A 23083-nucleotide genomic window follows, 5' to 3' on the forward strand; every position below is an offset into this window, starting at 1 on the left:
CCGGACCGGCCGGCGACGCCAGGGAGGCCCTCACGGGCCGCCGCGGCGGGTTCCTCCGCTCACTGCCGCGCGGCCACCGTCGTGACGGCCACGGAGAGGTCGTTGTCGCTCGTGTAGTACGGGCCGGCGGCCACCGGCCCGTACGCCGTCTCCAGCGTGACCTTCGGGTACGTGAAGATGGGCTTCTTGTCGGCGATGTCGTCGAGCAGCCGGGCGATCCGTATCCGCGGGCCGCTCTCCCCCGCCGGGCGGAGCCACAGGTTCCAGACCCCCTCCGGCAGTTCGGAGTAGGCCACGGTGAAGCGGAACCGCGCCTGGTCCCGGTGGACCTCGACCCTCCGCGCGGGTCCCGTCTCCTCGCGGCCGGTCAGTTCGGCGTACGCGTCCGCGGTGAGCGTGACCCCGTACACCTGGCCCCGGACGCCCAGTTCCCGCTCGCCTATGTGCAGTTCGCCCGCCTCCGCGTGCGGGGCGCGCAGCCAGCTGCGGACGGAGAGGTTGCCGTGCTTGGTCGCGTAGGGGATGCGGACGGCGACATGGCCGCGGGCCCCGCTCGGCGCCCGGTCGACCAGTGAGCGCAGGTCGTTGAGGCCGGGCGACAGCCGCTCCGGCTCACCGCCGGCGCTCTGCGCGTAGGCGTCCCAGCGGCCCTCGGGCAGTTCCACACTGCTGGGCAGCGCGGCGCGCAGCCGGCCGTCCGCGGCGGGGACGAGCGGCAGCCGGACCTCCTGCCGGCCGTCGCGGTGCAGCAGGACGAGGTGCGTGTCACCGGCGCCGCCCCGCTCCGTCACGTCGAAGGTGAGCCCGCCCGCGGAGTCGGCGATGCAGTCGGCGCGCGGCGGCATGGCGGCTTCCTCGTCGGTGGGCTGGTGCGCGGCCTGCGGAGCCAGCGTCATCATGCGGAACGCTCCTTCCCGAGTACGGTCCGTCCGGCATCCCGAACGGCATACGCGCCACCGAGCAGCGCTCCTCGTGTGCGGTGCAGCGAGCCGCGCATCCGGCCGATCTTCGAGGTGCCCCCGCGCGAGACGAGACCGGAGAAGATCGACTCGTAGCGCTCGGCGATCCGTGCCGGGTCGAAGCGCTCGGAGTCCCTGAGCGCCGCCCCCGCCATCTTCTGGCGCAGCTCGTCGTCGTTGATCAGTTCGAGCAGGCCCCCGGCGATGGCCTCGACGTTGCCGACCTCCACGAGGCGTCCGTCCACGCCGTTGTCGATGATCTCCCCCGGCCCGTGCGGGCAGTCGGTGGAGACGACGGGCAGGCCGCAGCGCATGGCCTCGACGATGGTCATGCCGAAGGATTCGAGGCTGGAGGTGACGGCGGCGATGGAGCCCTTGGCCCACTCCGGTTCGATGGGGTTGGCCGGTCCCATCAGTAAGACGTGGTTGTAGAGGCCGAGTTCGTCGATGAGGTGGCGCAGCTTGTCCTTCTGCTTTCCGCTGCCGTAGATCCGCAGGCGCCAGTCGGGCCGCTGGGCCCGTACCAGGTCGAAGGCCCTGATCAGCAGGTCGTACCGCTTCACCGGGGCGAGCCGGCCGGCCGCGACGACCCATTTGGCGGAGCCGTCGGCGGGCTCTATACCGGGCGCGGGCACCGAGTTGGGCACGGCCGCGACATGCACGCCGGGCAGCCGCATCTTCGTGCGGTAGGCGTCGGCGTCCGCCTCCGTGGTCGTGGTGACCGCGTCCAGCCGGGGGTACGCGCCGCGCAGTTCCGTGCGCAGCCCGACGGAGTGGCTGTCGAGGGTGAGGTGTTCCTGGCCGACACGGACCGGGCCGCGCCTGGTCTCGCGGGCCAGATGCACGTTCAGTCCGGGGCGGGTGCCGACCACGACATCGGCTTCGGTCGTCGAGAGGTGCTCCGCGATACGGCGGTCGGTCAGGACGCTGTACTGGTCGTAGCGGATCTCTCCTCTCGGGAAGACGCGGGCCGGTGCCCGGTACTCAGGATCGTCGCCCTCGTACCCCGGGCCGTTCTTGCGCAGGTCGACGAGGTGACGCACGCGCACGCGCGGGTCCCGTGCGAACACCGGTTCGTTGCGGTGCCGGAGCACCGAGACGATCTCGACGTCGTGCTGCTCGGCGAGGGTGTTCGCAAGGTTGTACGTCGTCCGGATCGTCCCCCCGATTCCGTAGGCGTTGTGTATCAGGAAAGAGATCTGCATGCGTCCCCGTATCTCCGTCTAATCCGGCTACCTGAGGGTTAGACCGGGGAGCGGTAGGGATGGTTGGGCGCACTTATCAGTCTGTTCCCGAACAGTTGCGCCATCGGTAACCGGGAACGGGAACCCTTCGGCGCCCGATCGCATCAGGGCTCGTAGGACAACTGCGGCACGTCGTGGCACTCGCTGTTCATGTCCCCCTGACTCACCCAGCCCCGGTCGTCCTCCCAGCGCGCCACGGAGAGGCACGTCGTGCGTGTCCTCGGCGGCTCGGACAGACGCTCGAACCGCACCGGCAGCAGCAGCCCGTCGGCGGTGTACGGCTTTCCCCCGTCCATGAAACGGTCGACGCACGCGCGCGTGACGCCCGTCCGCACGCAGGACCTGGCCGCGTCGGTGAACCACATCGCGGCGGCCCAGCCCTCCACCTGCCACTGGGAGCGGGTCTTCAGCGCCCGGGTGCCGTCCCGGAACGCCCGTACGGCGTCGTGACCCGGTTCCGCGTCGTCGTAGTTGCGGCTCGCGCCCGTCGCCCACAGGGCGTTGCGGCAGCGGGGCGCGTCCTTGTAGTCCTCGCGGACGGTGGACGTCCAGTTCTGCACGTTGGTGACCTTGGCGGTGACCTCGGCGCCGACGTCGTCCATGGCCTTGCACAACTGGGCGTTGCCGTAGGTGTCGATGGCGTCGAAGACCAGGTCGACGCCCTGCTCCTTCAGGTCGGCCGCCACGGCGCGGAAGTTGGGCAGCGCGAAGTCGACCTGTTCGGTGACGACCTTGTAGCCCTCGGCCTTCAGGCCCCGGGTGACGAGCCGGGCGTAGGCGGCCGACGCGGACTGGTTGTACGAGACGACGGCCGCCGTGCGGGCATCCTGCTCCCGCTTGAAGTAGCGGTAGATCTCCGTACCGCCGTACAGCTTGCCGTCCCAGCCGGGCCGCCCGTCGCGCGGGGCGAGGCTGCCGTAGATCCCGTAGAGGTGCGGATAGGTGTCGTAGGCCGCGCCGATGGGCTGGCCCCCGATGTCGGGCACGCGCGCGCGGGACACGCGGGCGGCTCCCGCGTAGTCGAGGGCGGTCGTGGCGACGAGGGCCACCACTTTGTCCTCGTCGACGAGCCGGTGCACGCACTCGTTGTTGCCGACACCGCTGCCGCCGTCGTCGCACGTACGGACCTCGACCCGGCGTCCGTCGATGCCGCCGCGCGCGTTCAGGGCGTCGAAGTAGGCCTTCGCGCCGTCGCGCGGTCCGGTGAAGGCGTTGCCGCCGACCGGGCTGGTGGCGCTCGTGATGACGCCCACGCGGATCGGCTCCGCGGTGGTGCGGGCGGGCGTCCGGTCGGACCGGTCCCCGAAGTCGCTCTCCGGGAGGCGGCTGCCGCAGGCCGTGCCCAGAAGGAGCAGCAGGCCCACGGCAGCGGATTCAGCAACCCGGGCCCGGCGACTCATTGCCGCTCAGCCCCACCAGTCCGCAGAGCGTCTTGACGGACACCTTCCACGTGTCGTCCTGCTCGACCGCGGTCCCGGCGGCGTCCGGCATGACCGTGGCGCCCTTCAGGGTCAGCGTGTACGTCACGTTCGCCTCGGCCGGCGAGGTGAACTCGACCTCGGTGACCGTCGCCTCCACCTGCCCGCCACGCTCGTCGCCGCTGAAGCTCTTGAGGACCTGGTCCATCTTGTCGCCGTTCTCCAGGACGGCCTGTTTGTCCTTCGTGGGGACGTCGGGGTCGAAGAACTTCTTCCAGTTCTCCTTGATCTGCCTCTCGGCCTCCGCCGGGTCGTCCGGGGCGGTCGCGCTCGGAGTCGGTTCGGTCGTCCTGGGCAGCTTCACGGAGGGCGAGGGCGGGGTCGTCTCGTCACCGCCGCTGTCGTCGCCGCAGGCCGTGAGGGCACCGGCGACGACGAGTACCGCCACCGCCAGCCCCCGGCCTGTCCCCCGCCTGAGGTCACTCCCGAGAACCATCTGGCTCACCACCGGGTGTCGGTCCGGGCCAAGTGCGCCCGGAGCTTTCAGGGTCAGCTTGCAGAAGGCATAGTGCAAGTCCATCGGCGGACTTGGAAGACAGTCAGACACATGACATGGGAGCCCCCATGCGGACAGCTCGACTGCGGACCGTGCACCCCGTCCTGTGGGCCGGGTGGGCCGCGCTCGCCGCGGGAGCGGTGTTGTGCGTCCTCGGCTGGTACGGGATCTCCGGCGAGCGCTACGCGGAACGGCAGCTTCCCTTTCTGGCGTCCTGCACGGTCCCGGGAGCGGCCCTGATCGTCGCCGGTGCGGTCCTCCTCACCCACGGCAGGAACGCCCTCGCGGCGGCCCGCGTCGAGGAGTTGTACGGGCTCCTGGTGGCGGCCGGGCCGGCCGGCGCTGACGGCTCCGGGCAGGCGGCCGCCGCGCCCGTGGCCGTCAGCGGAGACCTGCTGATGGTGCCGGGCGGCACGCTGTGGCACCGCGCGGACTGCCCGCTCGTCGCCGGAAAGCCGGAGGCCCTGCCGGTCGACTCCATGGTCCTCGCGGGCGGGGGACTGGCCCCCTGCCCGATCTGCGAACCCACCGCCTCGGACGACCGGTCGTCCGAGGCGGACGGCTGATGGCCTCGCTGACGTACGACCTCACGCTCGCCGGGCTCTCCGTCGGCAGCGCGGCCGCGCTCACCGGGATCGGCCTGGTCGTGACCCACCGGGCGACCGGTGTGCTCAACTTCGCGCACGGCGCCGTCGCCATGGTGTGCGCCTACCTGCTGTGGCAGCTCACGGTCGGGTGGGGCTGGCCGCTCCCGCTCGCCGCCGCGCTCACGCTGCTCGTGGTCGCCCCGGGCATCGGCCTCGCGCTGGAACGGTTCGTCTTCCGTCCCCTGTCCGTCCTCGGAGGCAACCCCGCACAGACGCTCGTCGCGTCCATCGGCGTGTTCGTCCTGCTCGTCGGCGGGGCGGCGCTGGTCTGGGGCCCCGGCGCCCGCCCGGACGCGCCGGTCCTCGTCTCCGCCGATCCCTGGGGCCAGTTGACGGTGACGCTCGTGCTGGCCGCCGCGGTGGGCGCGGTGATCCGCTGGACGCGTTTCGGCCGGGAGCTGCGGGCCGTGGTCGACGACCGCTCGCTCGCCGTCCTGGGCGGGATCGACGCCGACCGGGTGGCCGCGGCGGGCTGGGCGTTCGGCTCGTTCACCGCGGGTCTGACCGGGGTGCTGCTGGCTCCTTACGTGCGTCTGGACCCGTACGGCATGCCGTTGCTGGTGATGGAGGTGGTGGCGGTCGCGGTGGCCGCCCGGATGCGCAGTCTGCCGGTGGCCGTGGTCGTGGCCCTGGGCATCGGGGTCGCCCAGAGCCAGCTGACCCGGCTGCACCCGACGGGCTGGCGCGAACCGCTCCTCCAGGCGGTGGGCGCGAACCTCTTCGTCGTCGCCCTGCTGGTCGCGGCCCTGGTGCTGCCGGGCATCGGCACCCGGGACGCCCTGCCCCGCACGGCGACGGCCCGCGTACCGACCCCGCCCGGGGCGTGGATCGTGGCCGTGGTCCTGTTCCTGCTCCCCCTGGGCTTCGCGGGTTCCGACCTGCACACGTCCGTGCAGGTCCCGGCCCTGGGAGTGGTCCTCCTCTCCCTGGTCGTCGTGACGGGCCGCGGCGGCCAGATCTCGCTGGGCCAGGCGGCGTACGCGGGTCTGGGCGCTCTCTTCACGGCGCTGCTGGCGGCGGGCCGTTTCCCGGGCCTGCCGCGGCTCCCGGAACTGGCCGCGCTCGCGGTCGCCGTCCTGCTGGTGGCGCCCCTGGGCCTGCTGACCGGCTGGCCCGCCATCGGCCGCCACGGCCTGGCTCTCGCACTGGCGACCTTCGCGGTGGGCGTCGGAGTCAGCCGCTTCGTCTTCGCCCAGCCGTACGCGACGTCGGGCCTGTCCCTGGGCCGCCCGGCGGGCTTCGAGGGCGACCGCGCGTACTACGTGCTCGAACTGGTCCTGCTCGCGGGCGCGTTGCTGGCCGCCCACGCGCTGCGCCGGGGACGTACGGGCCGGGCCCTGGCCGCGATGCGGGACCACGAGGCGGGTGCGTCGGCGGCGGGCGTCCGCGTCCCGGCGCTCAAGCTGACGGCCTTCGTGGCGGGCGCCGCGCTGGCCGCGCTGGGCGGCGGCATGCTCGGCATGGGCGTGCGGGCCTTCGACCCGGCTGCGTACGACCCGGTGCGCGGTCTGTTGTGGTTCGCCGCGATCGTGGTGCTCGGCGCCGACAGCGTCCTCGGCGCGCTGCTCGCGGCGGCTCTCCTCGTCGGTCTGGACGCCGGTACCCGGGGCGGGGTGGCGGCGGCCTCCATCGGCCTCCTGGCGGTCCTCGTGGGCCGCTTTCCCGGCGGCCCGTACGAGGCACTGCGGCAGGCGGCCGAGCGCCTGCGGCTGCGCCGGGAGGTGACGCCGACCCCGCTGGGAGCCGGGGTGAGGCGGAAGCTGCGGGCGCCGGCCCAGGGCTCCGGCAGGCCACGGGCGACGGTCCCGGTGGCGCTCACGTCCACCGGGCCGGACACGATGAGCCGTCTCACCGGCGGGCGTCCGCTGGTGAGACGCGCGGTGCCGCCGTCCGCCGACGACGGGGCCGGTTCCCCGTGGACGCCGGGCCCGGAGGGACGCACCGACACGACCCTGGGCACGGCCTTCGGCCCACCCCTCCCGCCGCCCGGCGCACACGAGGACGGGGAGGCCAGCACGCCCACGACACCCGGCCCCGCCGACGGCGGTGAAGGCGACGGCCTCCGCGCGGGCCCGCGGACGGACGACCGTGGCGACAGCGGTACCGGAGCGGGTGGCGCCGGTGCCCGGCCCGGTGCGGGCGCCGGTGGCCCCGGTACGGAGCTCTCCGCGCACGCGGGCGCCCGGCCGACCGGATCGGTGCGACGGGACGCCACCGCCGGACGAGCCCCTCGCTCCGTGGCCGGCGCGGCATCTCGCCCCGCCCTCCGTGCCCGCGCCCTGCGCGTCGCCTACGACGGCTGCACCGCCCTGGACGGCGTCGATCTCGATCTGCCGCCGGGCCGGATCACCGCGGTCGTCGGGCCCAACGGAGCCGGGAAGAGCACCCTGTTCCACTGTCTCGCCGGAACCGTGCGACCGGCGTCGGGGAGGGTCGCCCTGGGGGAACGGGACATCACCCGGCTGCCCGCCCACGCCCGGACACGGCTCGGCATCGCCCGCACGTTCCAGCAACTGGCCGTCTTCCCGACGCTGACCGTGGCGGAGAACGTACGCGTGGGCGCCGAGCAGGGGCGCGTCATCGACGCCGACGCGGCCGAGCGGGCACTGCGTCTGCTCGGGCTCCACGGTCCCGTACGGGCGCTGCCCGCGGCGGACCTGCCCACCGGGACCCTGCGGCGCGTCGAACTGGCCCGGGCCCTCGCCGGAAGCCCGCGGGTACTGCTGCTGGACGAACCCGCGGCCGGGCTCGACACGGGCGAGGTGACGGCACTGGCCCGCGTGCTGCGGGCACTCGCCGCCGACGGCACGGCCCTGCTCGTCGTCGAGCACGATCTCGACCTGGTGGCCGGCCTCGCCGACACCGTGCACGTCATGACCGCGGGCCGCGTCGTCGCCTCCGGCCCGCCCGGCCACGTCCTCGAACGCCTCGACGCGTTCGACGGGCACCGCGGACCCCGCACGGACCAGGGGCGCACCGATTACGGGAATGCGGACCAGGGTCAGGAAGGACTCGGCCCGGTGGCCGGCGGATGAGCGCGCCCGGTATCTCGCTGCGCCACGCGCGCGTGCGCTACGGCCCGCTGGAGGCCCTGCACGGCGTCTCCCTCCACGCGCCCGCGCCGGGCGTCACCGTCCTGCTGGGCCGCAACGGCTCGGGCCGTACGACCGTGCTGCGCGCCCTGGCCGGCACCGTGCAGCTGTCCCGCGGGGCCGTGGTCTGGGACGGCGCCGACGTCACGGGGACACCCGCGCACGATCGGGCCCGCCGGGGTCTGTGCCTCGTCCCGGACCGCCGCGCGGTCTTCGGCTCGCTCACCGTCCGCGAGAACCTGGAACTCGCCGCCCCCGGCAGGCCCTTCACATCGGCCCTCGACGCCTACCCGCAGTTGGGCCCCCTCCTGACCAGAAGAGCGGGAACCCTCTCCGGCGGCGAGCAGCGCATGCTGGCCCTCTCCCGCGCCCTCCTCGCACGCGCGCGCGTGGTCCTCGTCGACGAGCCCGCGCAGGGCATGTCCCCGGCGGTGGCGGCCCGCACGTACGCGTTGCTGAGCGGCCTCGACGCCTGTGTGGTCGTCGCCGAACAGCGGCTGCCGCCGGGCCTGCGCTCCGGGACGACGATCGTGTACGAACTCCGGCGCGGGACCGTCGCGTTCAGCGGCGAGGCTGCCGAGACGGCGGCCTCGGCAGCGGCGGACCCATCAGAACCGGCAGAGCCGACGAGACCGCCGGAGCCGAAGGATCTGTCGGCACCGAGGGGACCGACGGGTCCGGCGGGATCGGCGGGTCCGACAGGATCGGCGGGGTAGAAGGGGCCGGTGGGGCCGACGGGGTCGTGGGGGCCGGTCCGGCCGGGGTGCTCTGGCCCGGTGTGGCCGGGGCGCTCTGGCCCGGTGCGGCCGTGCCCCCGTCCGCCGGCGTGATCGGCCGGCCCGGACCCGCCCCCTTCGGCAGCCGCAGCGTCGTGCCGGGGTTCAGCCGGTCCGGATTCGCGCCGACCATCCGTCTGTTGAGCTTGTAGAGGGCCTTCCACCCTCCCTTGACGCGGTACCGGCGGGCGATCGAGGCCAGCGTCTCCCCCGGCTTCACCACATGCGCCCGCCCTGTGAGCCCGTACCTCTTGGCGCAGACGGGCCACGCCTCCCAGCCCTGGACCCGCACCACCTCCTCCGCGACCCTGATCTGCTCGTCCCGCGTGGCCAGGTCCGCGCGCCGCGCGTACGCCAGTCCGCCGAACGCCCTCCAGGTCGGCTGCCAGAACTGCAGCCCTCCGTAGAAGCCGTTTCCGGTGTTCGCGCCCCAGCGGCCGCTGCTCTCGCACTCGGCGAGGCAGCCCCATGGCCACCGGTCCCCGGCGCAGTCGTACGGCACCTGGGCGGCCGCGCGACCGGGCGCGGGAGGCGGGGGTGCCGCGGACGCCTCCACCGGGGCGAGCACGGCCAGGACCACGGCGACGGCAGCCGCGTACCGCAAGCGCTTGATCGACATCGGGCCACGCTAGGCAGGGCCTGAGCGCCGCCCGGACGAGCCGCGCGGACACCGGCCGGGGCCCCACCCGGTCGGAGGACCGTGCCCGTCAGGAGACGAGGAAGCCCCGAAAGTCCCCCGTAGCCGCTATTACCGTCGGTATCAACCAAATCGAGCCACCCACTTCGTTAGCGGATTTCCTGATTTGTCGACGATTGACCGGGATGATCCGGATCCCGCATTCGCGGGTCAACTCCCTTGCGTACCAACGTAGTTGGCAGGATATTGCGGATTCCGCCGCCGGGTCCGTCCCGTACGCAGGATGGTTCGATTCCGTTCGCTCCCGGGCGTGACTCCGGCCACGGATCCTCCGTTGTCTTCTTCATGAGCCGGGAACCCATCCGGTTCACGGACCGGGAGCCCCCGGCCACAACACGCACCGCATCCCGAGGAGCCACCCGTGCCGCGCATGCTCGACGTCAGCGACGACGTACGCGCCGAGATCGGCGACGAAGAAGCCGACCGGCTGCTCGCCGGAGACAACGCCCCGGGCAGTTACGACTGCACGTCCTGCCGCACCCAGGGCGACTCCGAACAGGAGCGCACCAGCACTGTCCTGTTCATCGGCGAGGAGACCGCCGTCCTCGCCTTCGCCCACGCCGGCTGCCTGCCCTCGCAGGTCGTCCAGGTGACCGAGGAGCAGCTGCAGGGCGCCGCCCGTTCCATCACCGGGGACGAGCGCCCCACCGAGGCCCTGCCCGAGCAGGCGGTCCTCGGCGTCACCAGCGGACTCGTCCTGCTCGGCGGCGAGTTGCACCCCGCGCTCGTCGTCGAGCCGACCGGGCGCATCGCCCGGCCGGGCACGGCGGGCGGTGCCGGCGACGACTTCCTGCCGCTCCTCATCGAGCAGGGGTTCATGCCGGTCAGCCAGCTCACCGAGGTGCCGCCCGTGCTGCACGGCTGGTCCGTGCTGCTCGCCATGGGCCAGCTGCACGCGGTTCTGCAGCCCGGCGCCGGCGGCGGCTCACCCGTCGCCTGGTGGCAGGCCCACCAGCCGCTCCAGGTAACGGACAGCTGGCGGGCGGCCGCCAACAAGCACCAGCAGGTACTGCTGTTCGCGGCCCCGGTCGGCTCGATCGGCCGTCAGCCCCGCGAGGACCTGCTGCGTGACGCGCTCGACAAGGCGGCGGCGAGCGGCCGACTGGTGGCGAGCGCGATGCCCCTGGCCGGCACCTGAGCACGGGCGGCCCCGGTCCCCCGCGGACACCGGACACGCTCCCGGTGACCTGCGAAAGCGGGCCGTCGGCCGCATCCGAAGGGCGGCGGGGTCGTTGGCACGTACGTGCACACCTACGACGCCCCCCGCCGCCTGCCCTACTCGTCCCCGGTTCCGGCCCTGCGGCCGGCCCAGGACTTCTCGGGCAGCTGTTCGGCCACCCCGATCTACGACGCGCTGTACGCGGAGTACCTCAGGACCTTCCGGTCCCTGCCGGGCGATCGCAGCGGCGAGGAGGATCTCGGCTTCAAGGCCTTCGGGATCAGCCCGGGCGGGCCCGGCCTGCACGGACCGGGCCTCCACGGCCCGGGACTGCTCGGCTCCGGCTCGTACAACTCGGGTGCGTACACGCCGACCGCGTACGGCATGCGGCACGTCGCCGGGCAGCACCAGACCGGGCAGGTGTCCACGCACCAGAGCCCGACGGTCACGACCGTCTGGCAGCCGGTGGCACGGCAGCACGCCACGGGCCTGATCCCGGCGGCGCTGCCGCCAGGGCCTCGCCGGGAACGCTGACGCACATGAGGAGAGGGCCCCCGCACGGTGCGGGGGCCCTCTCCTCATGTGCGTCCGGCTTCCGCCGTACGGCTACTTCTTCTTGCCGCGCTTCTCGCGCACCCGCACCGAGATGTGGATCGGCGTCCCCTCGAAGCCGAACTCCTCACGCAGCCGGCGCTCCACGAAGCGGCGGTAGCCGTGCTCGATGAAGCCCGAGGAGAAGAGCACGAACCGCGGCGGCTTGGTGCCCGCCTGCGTGCCGAAGAGGATGCGGGGCTGCTTGCCGCCGCGGATCGGGTGCGGGTGGGCGGCGACCAGCTCACCCAGGAAGGCGTTCAGGCGGCCCGTCGGAACGCGCGCCTCCCAGCCCGCCAGCGCGGCCTCGATCGCCGGGACCAGCTTCTCCATGTGGCGGCCCGTACGCGCCGAGACGTTGACCCGCGGGGCCCACGCCACCTGGAGGAGCTCGGTCTCGATCTCCCGCTCCAGGTAGTAGCGGCGCTCCTCGTCGAGGGTGTCCCACTTGTTGAAGGCCAGAACGATCGCGCGGCCCGCCTCGACGGCCATCGTCACGATGCGCTGGTCCTGGACGCTGATGTTCTCGCTGGCGTCCAGCAGGATGACCGCGACCTCCGCCTTCTCCACGGCGGCGGCCGTGCGCAGCGAGGCGTAGTAGTCGGCGCCCTGCTGGAGGTGGACCCGCTTGCGGATACCGGCCGTGTCGACGAACTTCCAGGTGACGCCGCCGAGCTCGATGAGCTCGTCGACCGGGTCACGGGTGGTGCCCGCGATCTCGTTGACGACCACGCGGTCCTCGTTCGCCACCTTGTTCAGGAGCGAGGACTTGCCGACGTTCGGGCGGCCGATGAGCGCGATGCGGCGGGGGCCGCCGATCGCCGTGCCGAAGGTCTGCGCGGGGGCCTCGGGAAGCGCCTCCAGGACGGCGTCGAGCATGTCGCCGGTGCCGCGGCCGTGCAGCGCGGAGACGGGGTGCGGCTCGCCGAGACCCAGCGACCACAGGTACGAGGCGTCGGCCTCACCGCTGAGGCCGTCGACCTTGTTCGCACACAGGACGACGGGCTTGCCGGCCTTGCGCAGCAGGCGGACGACCGCCTCGTCGGTGTCGGTGGCGCCGACCTTGGCGTCGACGACGAAGACGACCGCGTCGGCCGCGTCGATCGCGAACTCGGCCTGCGCGGCCACGGAGGCGTCGATGCCGAGGACGTCCTGCTCCCAGCCGCCGGTGTCGACGAGCTTGAAGCGGCGGCCCGCCCACTCGGCCTCGTAGGTGACGCGGTCGCGGGTGACGCCCGGCTTGTCCTCGACGACGGCCTCGCGGCGGCCGATGATGCGGTTCACCAGGGTCGACTTGCCGACATTCGGGCGGCCGACGACGGCGAGGACCGGAAGCGGGCCGTGACCGGCCTCACCGATCGCGCCCTCGATGTCCTCGGCGTCGAAGCCCTCTTCCGCGGCGAGCTCCATGAACTCCGCGTACTCGGCATCGCCAAGTGCCCCGTGCTCGTGCTCCGAGCCGTCGGGCTGGATCTGGTCGTTCATGAAGTCCGTACCTCGTTCATCGTGGTGATCGGTGGAACGCCCCGTTCGGGGTGATCCACTACTCAAGTGTCTCTTAACGCCCCGTGAGGCGCCTGGCGTTTTCCAGGTGCGCGGTGAGCTGCTTCTGGATGCGCACGGTCGCCTCGTCGAGGGCCTTGCGCGTACGCCGTCCGCTGCCGTCGCCCGCCTCGAAGGGGTCGCCGAAGACGACGTCGACCCGGCTCCGCAGCGGGGGCAGCTCCTTCGTCAACCGTCCGCGCCGCTCCGTGCTTCCCAGCACGGCGACCGGCACGATCGGGGCCCCGCCGCGGACCGCGAAGTAGGAGAGCCCCGCGCGCAGCGAGGCGAAGTCGCCCTGGCCGCGGGTGCCCTCGGGGAAGATCCCGAGGACGCCGCCGTCCGCGAGGACGCCCAGCGCCTGCGTGATCGCGGTGCGGTCGGCGATCGTACGGTCCACCTTCACCTGCCCGATGGCGAGCAGGAAGGGGTCGAGCGGACCGATGAACGCCTCCTTCTTGATCAGGAAGTGCGTCGGCCGGGGTGCCACGCCCATGACCATCGGACCGTCGATGTTGTGGGAGTGGTTGACGGCGAGGATCACCGGGCCGGTCGCGGGGACCTTCCAGGCGCCCAGGACGCGCGGCTTCCACAGCCCGAACATCAGGCCGACGCCGATCCGGCGGCCGACCTCGGCACGCCGCGCCGTCGGGACGGCGGGGGCTTCGCTCACGTCGTGGTCCGCTTCTCCTCGACGAGGGTGACGACGCACTCGATGACCTGGAGGAGCGTGAGGTCGGAGGTGTCCACCTCGACCGCGTCGCCGGCCTTGGCCAGCGGCGAGGTCTTGCGGGAGGAGTCGGCCGCGTCCCGCTTGATCAGGGCCTCGCGGGTGGCGTTGACGTCGGCGCCCTTGAGCTCACCGCTGCGGCGGGCGGCGCGGGCCTCCGGGGAAGCGGTGAGGAAGATCTTCAGGTCGGCGTCGGGCAGCACGGTCGTACCGATGTCCCGGCCCTCGACGACGATGCCCTTCTCGGCCGCCGCGGCGATCGAGCGCTGCAGCTCGGTGATCCGGGCGCGCACCTCGGGGACGGCGCTGACCGCGCTCACCTTGGAGGTGACGTCCTGGGTGCGGATCGGGCCCGCGACGTCCGTGCCGTCGACCGTGATGGTCGGCGCCAGGGGGTCCGTACCGGACACGATCTCGGGCTTTCCGGCCGCGGCCGCGATCTCGGAGGGGTCGGCGACGTCGATGCCGTTGGTCACCATCCACCAGGTGATCGCACGGTACTGGGCGCCCGTGTCCAGGTAGCTGAGGCCGAGCTGTGCGGCGACGGCCTTCGAGGTGCTCGACTTGCCCGTGCCGGAGGGACCGTCGATGGCGACGATCACGGCCGGAGCGGTCCGGGCGGCGGTGGATTCCACGGGTGCGGACACCTTCCTGGTACGGGGTGCTGGGCTGGTGCGGGCACGATCGCGCCCCGAACAAGGTTACTGGCTTCCCGGACCCCGTTTTACGGACCCCGCGGCGGCCCCTCCACGTCCCTGCCGGCGTCCCGGCGCCACGCTCTCGACGATCATCAGGACCAGGACCGCCGGCACGGGCGCCGGACCCGCGGCGGGGCAGCCGCTCAGGTGGCCGCCCCTACTGCCGGATCGCCCAGCCCCGCTCCCGCAGGGACGCCGTCAGCACCGGCACCGCCGACGGCTTCACCATCAGCTCCACCAGGCCGGCCTGCTGCCCGGTCGCGTGCTCGATGCGCACGTCCTCGATGTTGACGCCCGCGCGGCCGGCGTCGGCGAAGATGCGGGCCAGCTGGCCCGGCTGGTCGTCGATGAGGACGACGACGCTCTCGTACGTGGTGGGCGCGGCGCCGTGCTTGCCGGGGACGCGGACCTGGCCTGCGTTGCCGCGGCGCAGGACGTCCTCGATGCCCGTGGTGCCCTCGCGGCGCTTGGCCTCGTCGGAGGACTGGAGGGCACGCAGGGCCTGCACGGTCTCGTCCAGGTCGGCGGAGACGTCCGCGAGGAGGTCGGCGACCGGACCCGGGTTCGCGGAGAGGATGTCGATCCACATCCGCGGGTCGGACGCGGCGATCCGGGTCACGTCCCGGATGCCCTGCCCGCAGAGGCGTACGGCCGTCTCCTCGGCGTTCTCCAGCCGGGCGGCGACCATGCTGGACACCAGGTGCGGCATGTGCGAGACGAGCGCCACCGCACGGTCGTGGGCGTCGGCATCCATCACCACCGGGACCGCCCGGCAGTGCGAGACCAGCTCCAGCGCGAGGTTGAGCACCTCGGTGTCCGTGTCCCGGGTCGGCGTCAGCACCCAGGGGCGCCCCTCGAAGAGGTCACCGGTGGCGGCCAGGGGGCCCGACTTCTCACGGCCGGACATGGGGTGCGAGCCGATGTACGCGGACAGGTCGAGGCCTAGTGACTCCAGCTCGCGGCGCGGCCCGCCCTTGACGCTGGCCACGTCGAGGTAGCCGCGGGCGACCCCGCGCCGCATCGCGTCGGCGAGTGCCGCGGCGACGTGCGCGGGCGGCGCGGCGATGATCGCGAGGTCGACGGGCCCCCGGGGTTCCTCGTCCGTCCCGGCGCCGAGCGCGGCCGCCGTACGGGCCTGCTCCGGGTCGTGGTCGGCGAGGTGCACGGTGACGCCGCGCCCGGCCAGGGCCAGCGCGGCCGACGTCCCGATGAGGCCGGTACCGATGACGAGTGCCGTTCTCACTGGGCGATGTCCTTGCGGAGCGCGCCCGCGGCACCCAGGTAGACGTGCGCGACCTCGGAGCGGGGCAGATCGGACTCGATGTGCGCGAGGACCCGCACGACCCGGGGCATCGCGCCCTCGATGTCCAGCTCCTGCGCACAGATCAGCGGTACGTCGACGATGCCGAGCTTGCGTGCCGCGGCCGCCGGGAAGTCGCTGTGCAGGTCGGGCGTCGCCGTGAACCAGATGCTGATCAGCTCGTCGGTGGTCAGCGCGTTCCGCTCCAGGATGGCGGTGAGCAGCTCGCTGACCTGCTCGTCCATGTGCCCGGCCTCGTCCCGCTCCAGTTGGACGGCGCCCCGGACCGCTCGTACCGCCACGGTGATGCTCCTTGCTGATGTACGTATCGGCTTTGGTGCATCCAGCCTAGTCAGCCCTCGGTCGCCCGGTGCGCGGCGCCCGCCTGCCGAGACGCCCGCCACGCTCTCCCCGGATCACCCCAATATCACCCGTTCCGCCCCCTGTCGCTACATGGAGCGAGGGGGTGTTTTACGGTGGAATCGTCCTTGAATCTCCGCGAAGTCGCTCCTGTGCGCCTCTGGACGCAGGGCCCGCGGGTCCGCTTGCATGGTGGGGCTGTCCGCGCCACGCCTCGGGGGAGGCACGATGAAGCGTTCCGGACCACTTTTCACGCTCCTCGCGGGACTGCTGCTCGCCCTGTTCATGCTGTCGCTCAACGCGACGACGGGGACGCGCAGCACGTCGACCGGGAGCGACTCGCCCGCCGACGTCGTGTCGGCGAGCCCGACGCCCACCGCCACGGCCACTCCGGGGAAGCCGTCACCGTCGCCCAGCCCGTCGAGGTCCGCCGTGGCGAACGGCGACTACGCGGGCCGCACCGACGACGACTCCTCTGCGGTGGCGGTGACGCTGCGCGACGGCAGGGCGGTCGCGTACTTCTGTGACGGCCGGGACCAGGAGTCGTGGCTGAAGGGCCCCGTCGAGGCCGACGGCAGCATGCGGCTGAAGGGTCAGAAGGGCGAGGTCCTCACCGGCGAGCTGACCGGCAAGAAGATCCGCGGCACCGTCGACATGGGGCAGCGGACGTACGGCTTCACGGCGGACAGGGCCGTCAAGCCCTCCGGGCTGTACCGCGCCACCGCCACCGTGCGCGGCGCCGAGGTCGACGGCGGCTGGATCGTACTGCCGGACGGCCGCCAGGTCGGCATCCTCAAGCGCGACGGCAGGGCGGCGGCAGCACCCCGTATCGACCCGGAGAGCGGCGCCGTGACGGTCGACGGACAGCGGCTCACCGCCCGGCCCGTGACCCCGTGACCCCCTCGGCCCGCCCCTCGGCCCGCCCCTCGGCCCGCCCCTCGCTCCCTCCCCCGCCCCATCCCCCGCTCCGTCCTTCGCTCCATGACCGCGTGACCGCAGGGAGCCGACCATGACCGTGGACCCGAACGCCGCCACCCAGGGCTTCTCCGCGCCCGACCCCGCCCGCCGCGGCCCGGGGGCCGCCCGCTACGTCGTACCGGCCCTGGTCGCGAGCGCGGTCGCGGTAGGCCTCGGCGTCTACGGAAACGTGCACGACCCGGAGGGCACCGCCTTCAACCTGGCGGGCTTCAGCAGCACGAGCGCCGTGAAGTCGTGGCTGGGCACCGCCGCGATGGGATTCGCGGTCGTGCAGCTCGTCTCGGCACTCATGCTGTACGGGCGCCTGCCGGGCCCGAGCTGGTCCGGCACGGTGCACCGCTGGTCGGGCCGGATCGCGTTCTTGATGGCGGTTCCTGTAGCGGTGCACTGTCTGTACGCGTTGGGCTATCAGACGTACGAACCGCGCGTCTTGTGGCACTCGCTCCTGGGTTGCTTCTTCTTCGGTGCGTTCAGTGCCAAGATGCTGCTGCTCCGCTCGGAGCGACTGCCCGGCTGGGTGCTGCCCGTCGTCGGCGGGCTCGTCTTCTCCGCCCTCACCGTGATCTGGCTGACCTCCGCCCTCTGGTTCTTCCGCACCTTCGGAGTGACGACATGACGAAACCCTCGACGCGGCGCACGGTGCTCGTGACGGGCGCGGCCGGCGCACTGCTCCTGGGCTGCAGCAAGTACGGCGACGAGAACGGCGGGGGCGACACGGAGGAGGCGCCCTCGGCGGCCCCCTCCGGAAGCGGGAGCCGGGCACCCGGTGGCGAGGAACTCACCAGGACGGGTGACGTCCCGGTCGGCGGCGGCAAGATCTTCAAGGACGAGAAGGTCGTCGTCACCCAGCCCGAGCAGGGCGACTTCAAGGCCTTCTCGGCGGTCTGCACGCACTCGGGCTGCATCGTCGCCAACGTCTCGGACGGCACGATCAACTGCACGTGCCACGGCAGCAGGTTCCGCGTCGCCGACGGCTCGGTGGCGGGCGGCCCGGCGCCGAAGCCGCTCCCCGCGAAGCAGATCACGGTCACGGGCGACTCGATCAGCGTCGCCTGACCCGCCCGGCCCGCCACGCGCGGCCGGCCCGGCCGGTCAGGCGTCCCAGAGCGCGCCGAAGGACATCAGGTCCCCCTGGTGCTCGATCCGGTCGGCCCACTCCGTGGGCCATGCGTCGGCGCCGAGGTGCGCCCCCGCGAAGGCGCCGGCCAGACAGGCGATCGAGTCCGAGTCCCCGGAGGTGCAGGCGGCCCGGCGCAGGGCCGTCACCGGCTCGTCGACGAAGAGCAGGAAGCACAGCAGTCCGGTGGCGAGGGCCTCCTCGGCGATCCACCCGGCCCCCGTGGCCAGACAGGGGTCCGTCTCGGGCGACGGCGACCGCAGGGCCCGCTGAAGCCGCTCCAGAGCCTCCAGGCACTCGTCCCAGCCGCGGGCGATGTAGTGCGCCGGGGTGGGGTCCTGGGCGCGGGCCCACAGGTCACCGAGCCAGCGGTCGTGATAGCGCGTCCGGTTCTCGTACGCGTACGACCGCAGGAGTCCGACCAGGCCCGTCGGTTCGGTGCCCTGTGCGAGCAGCCGTACCGCGTGCGCGGTGAGGTCGGAGGCGGTCAGCGCCGTCGGGTGGCCGTGGGTGAGGGCGGCCTGCAACTGGGCGGCGCCCGCGCGCTGTTCGTCGCTGAGCCCGGGGACGAGACCGAGGGGCGCCACGCGCATGTTGGCGCCGCAGCCCTTCGAGCCCACCTGGCTGGCGTCCTGCCAGAGCCGGTCCGCGCTCTTCAGTTTCTCGCAGGCGACGAGGCAGGTACGGCCGGGCGCGCGGTTGTTCTCCGGGGACTGGTACCAGTCCACGAACTCCTCTCGCACCGGCCGCTCCATCCGCTTGGGCCCGAGGAGCCCCCGGTCCATGGCCGTCCGCAGCCCCCGCGCCAGCGCCAGGGTCATCTGCGTGTCGTCCGTGACGAAGGCGGGGTCCGGCAGCTCCATCTCCCGCCATGGGCCGCACTTGGCGAGGATCGACGGCACGTCGTTGAACTCGGTCGGGAAGCCGAGCGCGTCCCCGAGGGCGAGCCCGACCAGTGCCCCGGTGGCGGCGTGCTTTCTGACGGTCGTGGTCATGAGGATCGTCCTTCCGAAGAGGCGGACTGCGAGGGGGACGGCGGCGGGGACCGGTGGGCGCCGGGAGAGGGGCCGGCCTCGGCGGACGGTGGTGGCGGAGCCGGTCGCAGCAGCGGCGGATGCAACGCCGTGGCGGCGCCCGCCCGGTACAGCGCGGCGGGCTTCCCCCGGCCTCCGGTCAGCCGGGCCTCACCCGGGACCGGCTCGACGAACCCGGGCGTGGCGAGGACCTTGCGCCGGAAGTTCGGGCGGTCGAGCGCGGTCCCCCACACCGTCTCGTAGACCTGCTGAAGCTCCCCGAGTGTGAACCGGGGCGGGCAGAACGCCGTGGCCAGGCAGGTGTACTCCAGCTTGGCGCCGATCCGCTCGTGCGCGTCGGCGAGGATCCGGTCGTGGTCGAAGGCGAGCGGGCCGAGTCCGTCGTACGGCAGCCATCGCGCGCTCGCCGCGTCCCCGCCGCCGCGCGGCTCGGGTGGGTCCGGCAGCAGCGCGGTGTACGCCACGGAGACCACCCGCATCCGGGGATCGCGGTCCGGCTCGCTGTAGGTGCGCAGTTGCTCCAGGTGCAGCCCGGAGACGTCCGACAGGCCTGTCTCCTCGGCCAGTTCGCGCCGGGCGGCCGTCCCGGCGGACTCCTCGGGCAGCACGAACCCTCCCGGCAGTGCCCAGCAGCCCAGGTACGGCTCCTGCCCGCGCTCGATCAGGAGCACGTCCAGTACGCCCGTCCGGACCGTGAACACCGCGAGATCCACGGTGACGGCGAAGGGCTCGAAGGCGTGCTTGTCGTAGCCCTCCATACCCCCTCCTCGTGCCGCCTCGACGGCTGTGGGTGCCCTGCCGGGCGACGGCGGAGGACCGGGACCACCCCCGTGGGCCCTGCTCCAGCGTCCGCGCCCGACAGGGACGCTCTTTAATAGTCAGTACGACTATAAATAGCGAACCGTGTGCCCACAACCCCCGGACACGCATCGGCCGGCCCCGGGAAGATCCCGGAACCGGCCGATGCCGTACGGACGAGGACGGCGGAAGAGGTCTCGCCGCCGGGACTCCTAGAGGTCGACCTCCTGCATCAGCATTCCGACCTCGGTGTTCGACAGCCGCCTCAGCCAGCCCGACTTCTGGTCGCCGAGGGCGATCGGACCGAAGGACACACGCACGAGCTTGTCGACCGGGAAGCCGGCCTCGGCGAGCATGCGGCGCACGATGTGCTTGCGGCCCTCGTGCAGCGTCACCTCGACCATGTAGTTCTTGCCGGTCTGCTCGACGACCCTGAAGTGGTCCGCCTTCGCGTACCCGTCCTCCAGCTGGATGCCGTCCTTGAGCTGCTTGCCCAGGTCGCGCGGGATCGGGCCCACGATGTGCGCGAGGTAGACCTTCTTCACGCCGTACTTGGGATGCGTCAGGCGGTGCGCCAGCTCACCGTGGTTGGTGAGCAGGATGATGCCCTCGGTCTCGGTGTCGAGCCGTCCCACGTGGAAGAGCCGCGTCTCGCGGTTCGTCACGTAGTCGCCGAGGCACTGACGGCCCTCGTTGTCCTCCATGGTGGACACGACACCGGCGGGCTTGTTGAGCACGAAGAACTGGTACGACTGCGTGGCCACCGTCAGCCCGTCGACCCTGATCTCGTCGTTCTCGGGGTCGACACGCATGCCCTGTTCCACGACGATCTCGCCGTTGACCTCGACGCGGGACTGCTCGACCAGCTCCTCGCAGGCACGCCGCGAGCCGTAGCCCGCGCGCGCGAGCACCTTCTGCAGCCGCTCGCCCTCCTGCTCGGCGCCCGGGAAGGTCTTGGGCGTCTTGACCTCGGGCCGGCCCGCGTACCGGTCCCTGTTGCGCTCCTCGGTCCGCGTCTCGTACTCACGGGAGCGCGCGTTCTCCGTACGGCCGCCGCGCTGCTGGCCCTGCCTGGGGCCGCCCTTGGCACCGCCGCGGGCGGAACTGCCGCGCCCGGACTTGGCACCCTCGTGGGTGGCGCCGGGGCCTACGTCGTAGCGACGCTCCTCGGGGCGGGGCTTGCTGGGGCGCTTCGGCCTGTCGTCGGGCCCTCCCGCGCCGTTCTGCTGGGGGCCCCTCCCGGCGGTCCCCCGGGAGTCGTATCCGCTGCCGGAGGTGCGGGGGCCGCCGCCTCCGCCACCGGAGCCGCGGGGATTGCCACCGCCGGAGCCACGCGGGTTGCCGCCGCCGGAGCCACGAGAACCCCCGCCACCGGACCCGCGGGAGTTACCGCCTCCACCGCCGGAACCACGGGGGTTGCCGCCTCCGCCGCCGGAGCCGCGGGAGTTACCGCCCCCACCGGTCCCGCGGGGGTTGCCTCGCCCGCCGCTGTTCCTGCCACTGCCGCTGCCACTGCTTCGCATCAAAGTTCCGTCGTCGTCGTGTCGTCTGCATCTGCGTCCGGCGCATCCGGATCGAACGACGGGACCCCTTCCAGCGTCTCTGCCTCGATCGCGTCCGCCTCCGGAAGGAAGGGCGCGAGCTCCGGGAGCTCGTCCAGGCCGCGCAGGCCCATTCGCTCCAGGAAGTAGTTCGTCGTCCTGTACAGGATCGCACCTGTTTCGGGTTCCGCGCCCGCCTCCTCGACCAGACCGCGCTGAAGGAGGGTGCGCATGACCCCGTCACAGTTCACTCCGCGGACCGCCGAGACCCGGGAACGGCTGACCGGCTGCCGGTACGCGACCACGGCGAGGGTCTCCAGAGCGGCCTGCGTGAGCCGGGCGTGCTGCCCGTCCAGCACGAACCGCTCGACGGCCGCCGCGTACTGCGGCCGGCTGTAGAACCGCCAGCCCCCGGCGACTAGCCGCAGCTCGAAGCCACGCCCCTGGACGGTGTACTCGTCGGCCAACGCCCGCAGCGCGTCCGCGACCTGCCGCCTGGGCCGCTCCAGGATCTTCGCGAGGTGCTCCTCGGTGGCGGGCTCGTCCACGACCATCAGGACGGCCTCCAGGGCGGGCCCGAGGTCGAGATCCGCGACGCCGCGCACCCCTGCCGGGGCCTCGGTGGTGTCCTCGCTCACACCTTCTCCTCCTTCACCGGCTCGGGCGGTCTGTCGAACTCGTCCGTCACCGTCGGCTGCGCCTCCCCCTCCCCGCCCGTCCAGCGCACCACCAGCTCCCCCAGAGCCTCCTCCTGGTCCAGGGAGACCGCCTTCTCGCGATAGAGCTCCAGAAGGGCCAGGAAACGCGCCACGACGGTGAGGGTGTCGTCGGTGTCGTCGACGAGCGAGCGGAAACTGGCCTCCCCGAGCTCCCGCAGCCGCGCCACCACGATCGCCGCCTGCTCCTGCACGCTCACGAGCGGCGCGTGGATGTGGTCGACGTACACCTGGGGCTTCGGCTTCGGCTGCATCGCCTTCACGGCGAGCCGGGCGAATCCTTCCGCCCCGATGCTGATGACGACCTCCGGCAGCAGCTCGGCGTGGTGGGCCTCCAGCCCGACGGTCCGGGGGTAACGCCGCGCCTCCTCGTCGAGGCGCCGGTTGAAGATGTCGGCGATCTGCTTGTACGCGCGGTACTGGAGCAGGCGCGCGAAGAGCAGGTCCCGGGCCTCCAGCAACGCCAGATCGGCCTCGTCCTCGACCTCGGCGGACGGCAGCAGCCGGGCGGCCTTCAGATCGAGCAGGGTCGCCGCGACGACCAGGAACTCGGTCGTCTGGTCGAGGTCCCAGTCCGGCCCCATCGCCCTGATGTGCGCCATGAACTCGTCGGTGACCTTGGAGAGGGCCACCTCGGTGACGTCCATCTTGTGCTTGGAGATCAGCTGGAGCAGCAGATCGAAGGGCCCCTCGAAGTTGGCGAGCCGAACGGTGAAGACACCGTCACCGGGTTCGTCCGCCTCGTCGGAGGCGGACTGCTCCCCGGGAGGTACGGCGTAGGCGGGCCGCTTTTCGGGGCTGACGGCTTCGGACTCGCGTTCCGGGTCGCCCGTGACGTCGTGGGCGGGCGTTCCCCCGGCCGGCGGGGCTCCCTCCGTCCGGGCGGGGCCGAGGCCGGGGGACGGAGGCGGGTGCTGGTGCGGTGCCTCACGGTCCGCACCCGGGGACCCGCCCCCGGACGCGGACGGCCTCTCAGGGTCGGACTGTCTCTCAGGGTCGGACGGTCTCTCCGCTGCCAGCGGCTCGGCGGGGGGCGTGCCCCGAGGTCCCCGCCCCAGCGCACGCCGTCGGCCACCGGTACCGCCGGAGGCAGAGGCAGGGACGTCGTTCGAGGTCATAGCCGTCGCAGG

22 protein-coding genes and 1 pseudogene are annotated in these 23083 nt (G+C 72.8%); 8 read left to right on the forward strand and 15 right to left on the reverse strand.

The features are described from left to right. Positions 1-59: 59 nt before the first annotated feature. The 4 genes from KUF83_RS36665 to KUF83_RS36680 all read right to left on the reverse strand — a co-directional run bounded on the left by KUF83_RS36665 (position 60) and on the right by KUF83_RS36680 (position 4117). Positions 60-899: a hypothetical protein gene (locus KUF83_RS36665; protein ID WP_217459379.1), complete on the reverse strand. Its 840-nt coding sequence runs from the start codon at positions 897-899 to the stop codon at positions 60-62. Further along, positions 896-2164, reverse strand: a complete 1269-nt coding sequence (locus KUF83_RS36670) for a glycosyltransferase family 4 protein (RefSeq protein WP_217459380.1) — start codon at positions 2162-2164, stop codon at positions 896-898. The genes KUF83_RS36665 and KUF83_RS36670 overlap by 4 nt, the downstream gene beginning before the upstream one ends. Positions 2165-2307: 143 nt before the next feature. After that, positions 2308-3603, reverse strand: a complete 1296-nt coding sequence (locus KUF83_RS36675) for an ABC transporter substrate-binding protein (RefSeq protein ID WP_217459381.1) — start codon at positions 3601-3603, stop codon at positions 2308-2310. Continuing rightward, positions 3578-4117: a hypothetical protein gene (locus KUF83_RS36680; RefSeq protein ID WP_217459382.1), complete on the reverse strand. Its 540-nt coding sequence runs from the start codon at positions 4115-4117 to the stop codon at positions 3578-3580. The genes KUF83_RS36675 and KUF83_RS36680 overlap by 26 nt, the downstream gene beginning before the upstream one ends. 128 nt (positions 4118-4245) lie before the next feature. Between KUF83_RS36680 and KUF83_RS36685 the strand changes: the two genes are divergently transcribed. From KUF83_RS36685 to KUF83_RS36695, 3 genes are read left to right on the forward strand one after another with little or no spacing between them, the layout of a single operon-like run. Beyond that, positions 4246-4743, forward strand: a complete 498-nt coding sequence (locus KUF83_RS36685) for a hypothetical protein (RefSeq protein WP_217459383.1) — start codon at positions 4246-4248, stop codon at positions 4741-4743. Continuing rightward, positions 4743-7859: an ATP-binding cassette domain-containing protein gene (locus tag KUF83_RS36690; protein ID WP_254644890.1), complete on the forward strand. Its 3117-nt coding sequence runs from the start codon at positions 4743-4745 to the stop codon at positions 7857-7859. The genes KUF83_RS36685 and KUF83_RS36690 overlap by 1 nt, the downstream gene beginning before the upstream one ends. Further along, positions 7856-8632 carry an ABC transporter ATP-binding protein gene (locus KUF83_RS36695; protein WP_217459384.1) on the forward strand — a complete coding sequence of 259 codons (777 nt, stop codon included), beginning with the start codon at positions 7856-7858 and terminating at the stop codon, positions 8630-8632. The genes KUF83_RS36690 and KUF83_RS36695 overlap by 4 nt, the downstream gene beginning before the upstream one ends. Positions 8633-8831: 199 nt before the next feature. Here the strand turns inward: KUF83_RS36695 and KUF83_RS42715 are convergent. Beyond that, positions 8832-9311: pseudogene (locus KUF83_RS42715) on the reverse strand (transglycosylase family protein); the annotation flags it as partial. 439 nt (positions 9312-9750) lie between these two features. Here KUF83_RS42715 and KUF83_RS36705 point away from each other — a divergent pair. Then, a complete protein-coding gene (locus tag KUF83_RS36705) occupies positions 9751-10527 on the forward strand; it encodes a hypothetical protein (protein ID WP_217459385.1) in 777 nt (258 codons plus the stop codon). A gap of 105 nt (positions 10528-10632) precedes the next feature. Then, complete coding sequence (locus tag KUF83_RS36710) at positions 10633-11082, forward strand: hypothetical protein (RefSeq protein ID WP_217459386.1); 450 nt, start codon at positions 10633-10635, stop codon at positions 11080-11082. A gap of 72 nt (positions 11083-11154) precedes the next feature. Here KUF83_RS36710 and der read toward each other — a convergent pair whose 3' ends face one another. From der to aroH, 5 genes are all read right to left on the reverse strand, one after another. After that, on the reverse strand, positions 11155-12624 hold the full coding sequence (der, locus tag KUF83_RS36715; RefSeq protein ID WP_217459387.1) for a ribosome biogenesis GTPase Der: 1470 nt from the start codon (positions 12622-12624) through the stop codon (positions 11155-11157). Positions 12625-12697: 73 nt separating this feature from the next. Further along, on the reverse strand, positions 12698-13393 hold the full coding sequence (locus KUF83_RS36720) for a 1-acyl-sn-glycerol-3-phosphate acyltransferase (RefSeq protein WP_217459388.1): 696 nt from the start codon (positions 13391-13393) through the stop codon (positions 12698-12700). Continuing rightward, positions 13351-14046 (reverse strand): (d)CMP kinase, encoded by a 696-nt coding sequence (gene cmk / locus KUF83_RS36725; RefSeq protein ID WP_217459389.1) that lies wholly within the window; start codon positions 14044-14046, stop codon positions 13351-13353. The genes KUF83_RS36720 and cmk overlap by 43 nt, the downstream gene beginning before the upstream one ends. Positions 14047-14266: 220 nt before the next feature. Next, a complete protein-coding gene (locus KUF83_RS36730) occupies positions 14267-15352 on the reverse strand; it encodes a prephenate dehydrogenase (RefSeq protein ID WP_217459390.1) in 1086 nt (361 codons plus the stop codon). Then, complete coding sequence (gene aroH / locus KUF83_RS36735; RefSeq protein ID WP_217459391.1) at positions 15349-15711, reverse strand: chorismate mutase; 363 nt, start codon at positions 15709-15711, stop codon at positions 15349-15351. Before aroH ends, KUF83_RS36730 begins: the two co-directional genes overlap by 4 nt. A 286-nt stretch (positions 15712-15997) precedes the next feature. Here aroH and KUF83_RS36740 point away from each other — a divergent pair, with 286 nt between their 5' ends. From KUF83_RS36740 to KUF83_RS36750, 3 genes are all read left to right on the forward strand, one after another. After that, positions 15998-16666 (forward strand): hypothetical protein, encoded by a 669-nt coding sequence (locus KUF83_RS36740; protein ID WP_217459392.1) that lies wholly within the window; start codon positions 15998-16000, stop codon positions 16664-16666. 112 nt (positions 16667-16778) lie between these two features. Beyond that, positions 16779-17363, forward strand: a complete 585-nt coding sequence (locus tag KUF83_RS36745; protein WP_217459393.1) for a DUF6529 family protein — start codon at positions 16779-16781, stop codon at positions 17361-17363. Next, positions 17360-17803, forward strand: a complete 444-nt coding sequence (locus KUF83_RS36750) for a Rieske (2Fe-2S) protein (protein WP_217459394.1) — start codon at positions 17360-17362, stop codon at positions 17801-17803. The genes KUF83_RS36745 and KUF83_RS36750 overlap by 4 nt, the downstream gene beginning before the upstream one ends. Positions 17804-17839: 36 nt before the next feature. Here KUF83_RS36750 and KUF83_RS36755 read toward each other — a convergent pair whose 3' ends face one another. The 5 genes from KUF83_RS36755 to KUF83_RS36775 all read right to left on the reverse strand — a co-directional run bounded on the left by KUF83_RS36755 (position 17840) and on the right by KUF83_RS36775 (position 23071). Beyond that, entirely contained in the window at positions 17840-18859 is a 1020-nt protein-coding gene (locus tag KUF83_RS36755) for an ADP-ribosylglycohydrolase family protein (protein ID WP_217459395.1), read from the reverse strand. Beyond that, positions 18856-19656, reverse strand: coding sequence for an NUDIX domain-containing protein (locus KUF83_RS36760; RefSeq protein WP_217459396.1), 801 nt, complete (start codon positions 19654-19656; stop codon positions 18856-18858). Before KUF83_RS36760 ends, KUF83_RS36755 begins: the two co-directional genes overlap by 4 nt. A 252-nt stretch (positions 19657-19908) precedes the next feature. Then, positions 19909-21219, reverse strand: a complete 1311-nt coding sequence (locus KUF83_RS36765; RefSeq protein WP_217459397.1) for a pseudouridine synthase — start codon at positions 21217-21219, stop codon at positions 19909-19911. Next, positions 21219-21875 (reverse strand): SMC-Scp complex subunit ScpB, encoded by a 657-nt coding sequence (gene scpB / locus KUF83_RS36770; protein WP_217459398.1) that lies wholly within the window; start codon positions 21873-21875, stop codon positions 21219-21221. The genes KUF83_RS36765 and scpB overlap by 1 nt, the downstream gene beginning before the upstream one ends. Beyond that, positions 21872-23071: a ScpA family protein gene (locus KUF83_RS36775; protein WP_217459399.1), complete on the reverse strand. Its 1200-nt coding sequence runs from the start codon at positions 23069-23071 to the stop codon at positions 21872-21874. Before KUF83_RS36775 ends, scpB begins: the two co-directional genes overlap by 4 nt. Positions 23072-23083 lie beyond the last annotated feature (12 nt).

Source organism: Streptomyces sp. BV286, from assembly GCF_019090165.1.
Classification (GTDB): Bacteria; Actinomycetota; Actinomycetes; order Streptomycetales; family Streptomycetaceae; genus Streptomyces.

Excerpts from the sequence above, each read along its gene's own strand:
- KUF83_RS36665 (WP_217459379.1), bottom strand. The coding sequence starts at position 899 with ATGATGACGCTGGCTCCGCAGGCCGCGCACCAGCCCACCGACGAGGAA.
- KUF83_RS36670 (WP_217459380.1), bottom strand. The coding sequence starts at position 2,164 with ATGCAGATCTCTTTCCTGATACACAACGCCTACGGAATCGGGGGGACG.
- KUF83_RS36675 (WP_217459381.1), bottom strand. The coding sequence starts at position 3,603 with ATGAGTCGCCGGGCCCGGGTTGCTGAATCCGCTGCCGTGGGCCTGCTG.
- KUF83_RS36680 (WP_217459382.1), bottom strand. The coding sequence starts at position 4,117 with ATGGTTCTCGGGAGTGACCTCAGGCGGGGGACAGGCCGGGGGCTGGCG.
- KUF83_RS36685 (WP_217459383.1), top strand. The coding sequence starts at position 4,246 with ATGCGGACAGCTCGACTGCGGACCGTGCACCCCGTCCTGTGGGCCGGG.
- KUF83_RS36690 (WP_254644890.1), top strand. The coding sequence starts at position 4,743 with ATGGCCTCGCTGACGTACGACCTCACGCTCGCCGGGCTCTCCGTCGGC.
- KUF83_RS36695 (WP_217459384.1), top strand. The coding sequence starts at position 7,856 with ATGAGCGCGCCCGGTATCTCGCTGCGCCACGCGCGCGTGCGCTACGGC.
- der (WP_217459387.1), bottom strand. The coding sequence starts at position 12,624 with ATGAACGACCAGATCCAGCCCGACGGCTCGGAGCACGAGCACGGGGCA.
- KUF83_RS36740 (WP_217459392.1), top strand. The coding sequence starts at position 15,998 with ATGAAGCGTTCCGGACCACTTTTCACGCTCCTCGCGGGACTGCTGCTC.
- KUF83_RS36745 (WP_217459393.1), top strand. The coding sequence starts at position 16,779 with ATGACCGTGGACCCGAACGCCGCCACCCAGGGCTTCTCCGCGCCCGAC.
- KUF83_RS36750 (WP_217459394.1), top strand. The coding sequence starts at position 17,360 with ATGACGAAACCCTCGACGCGGCGCACGGTGCTCGTGACGGGCGCGGCC.
- KUF83_RS36755 (WP_217459395.1), bottom strand. The coding sequence starts at position 18,859 with ATGACCACGACCGTCAGAAAGCACGCCGCCACCGGGGCACTGGTCGGG.
- KUF83_RS36760 (WP_217459396.1), bottom strand. The coding sequence starts at position 19,656 with ATGGAGGGCTACGACAAGCACGCCTTCGAGCCCTTCGCCGTCACCGTG.
- KUF83_RS36765 (WP_217459397.1), bottom strand. The coding sequence starts at position 21,219 with ATGCGAAGCAGTGGCAGCGGCAGTGGCAGGAACAGCGGCGGGCGAGGC.
- KUF83_RS36775 (WP_217459399.1), bottom strand. The coding sequence starts at position 23,071 with ATGACCTCGAACGACGTCCCTGCCTCTGCCTCCGGCGGTACCGGTGGC.